The organism is Paenibacillus marchantiophytorum, assembly GCF_014640555.1.
In the GTDB taxonomy this organism is placed as follows: domain Bacteria; phylum Bacillota; class Bacilli; order Paenibacillales; family NBRC-103111; genus Paenibacillus_E; species Paenibacillus_E marchantiophytorum.
Genome location: NZ_BMHE01000116.1, coordinates 1 through 1,611, shown reverse-complemented (window position 1 = coordinate 1,611; position 1,611 = coordinate 1). Strand labels below are relative to the sequence as shown.

At 40.3% G+C, this 1,611-nt stretch carries 1 protein-coding gene and 2 pseudogenes; 2 read left to right on the top strand and 1 reads right to left on the bottom strand.

Features of this window, described 5'->3' with window-relative positions:
- The first annotated feature begins 77 nt into the window (after window positions 1–77).
- Both IEY34_RS38275 and IEY34_RS38270 read left to right on the top strand, forming a co-directional pair.
- Window positions 78–704: pseudogene (locus IEY34_RS38275) on the top strand (cbb3-type cytochrome c oxidase subunit I).
- 324 nt (window positions 705–1,028) lie between these two features.
- Window positions 1,029–1,346 (top strand): annotated as a pseudogene (locus IEY34_RS38270) (cbb3-type cytochrome c oxidase subunit I).
- A 76-nt stretch (window positions 1,347–1,422) separates the two neighbouring features.
- Here the strand turns inward: IEY34_RS38270 and IEY34_RS38265 are convergent.
- Window positions 1,423–1,611, bottom strand: a 189-nt coding sequence (locus IEY34_RS38265) for a hypothetical protein (protein WP_229758031.1), incomplete at its 5' end; no start/stop codon positions are given.

Here is a 1,611-nt window from a genome sequence, read left to right as displayed (position 1 = left end):
CAATCACACGTTGATTTTTCTCAACTAATCATAAAGACATTGGCACCCTGTATCTAGTATTTGGTGCTTGAGCCGGAATAGTAGGGACCGCATTAAGCCTCTTAATCCGAGCTGAACTTAGCCAACCAGGAGCACTTCTTGGTGATGATCAAATTTATAATGTTATTGTTACTGCCCATGCTTTTGTAATAATTTTCTTTATAGTAATACCCATTCTTATTGGGGGATTTGGAAACTGACTTGTGCCACTAATGATTGGGGCCCCCGATATGGCATTTCCCCGAATAAATAATATAAGCTTCTGACTTCTTCCACCCTCATTTCTTCTTCTATTAGCTTCTTCTGGAGTTGAAGCAGGAGCTGGAACAGGATGAACAGTTTATCCACCTCTTGCAGGCAACCTTGCCCATGCAGGAGCATCTGTTGATCTAACAATTTTTTCACTACACTTAGCAGGTGTTTCATCTATTCTTGGAGCAATTAATTTTATTACTACTACAATTAACATGAAGCCACCAACTATCTCTCAGTATCAAACTCCATTATTTGTATGAGCTGTCTTAGTTACAGCTGTACTACTTCTTTTATCTTTACCAGTGTTAGCTGCCGGAATTACAATACTTCTTACAGACCGAAATCTTAACACAACGTTCTTTGACCCAGCAGGAGGGGGAGATCCAATTCTTTATCAACACTTATTTTGATTCTTTGGCCACCCAGAAGTCTACATTCTTATTTTACCAGGATTCGGCATTATCTCCCATGTTGTAGCATACTACGCAGGGAAAAAAGAACCATTCGGGTATATAGGAATAGTATGAGCTATGATGGCTATTGGTCTCTTAGGTTTTATTGTATGAGCCCATCACATATTCACTGTAGGAATGGATGTAGACACCCGAGCATACTTCACATCCGCCACAATGATTATTGCTATTCCAACTGGTGTAAAAGTATTTAGCTGATTAGCCACTCTCCACGGAGGAGCTATTAAATGAGAAACCCCTATACTATGAGCACTAGGATTTATTTTCTTATTTACAGTAGGAGGGTTAACCGGAATCGTTTTAGCCAACTCATCATTAGACATCGTACTACATGACACATACTACGTAGTAGCACACTTTCACTATGTTCTTTCAATAGGAGCTGTATTCGCTATTATAGCAGGCTTTGTTCACTGATTCCCACTATTTACAGGCTACACCCTAAACAGTGTATGAACAAAAATCCATTTCGGGGTTATATTTATCGGAGTAAATCTCACATTCTTCCCACAACATTTCCTAGGTTTAGCAGGAATACCACGACGGTACTCTGACTACCCAGACGCCTATGCACTCTGAAATACAGTATCTTCTATTGGGTCACTAATTTCTTTAGTAGCAGTAATCATGTTCTTATTTATCTTATGAGAAGCCTTTACCGCCAAACGAGAAGTTCTGTCAGTTGAATTGACCGCAACAAATGTAGAATGATTACACGGCTGCCCTCCCCCCTACCACACATTTGAGGAGCCAGCATTCGTTCAAATTCAATCAAATTAACGAGAAAGGAAGGAATTGAACCCCCGTGTGCTAGTTTCAAGCCAGCCGCATAACCACTCTGCCG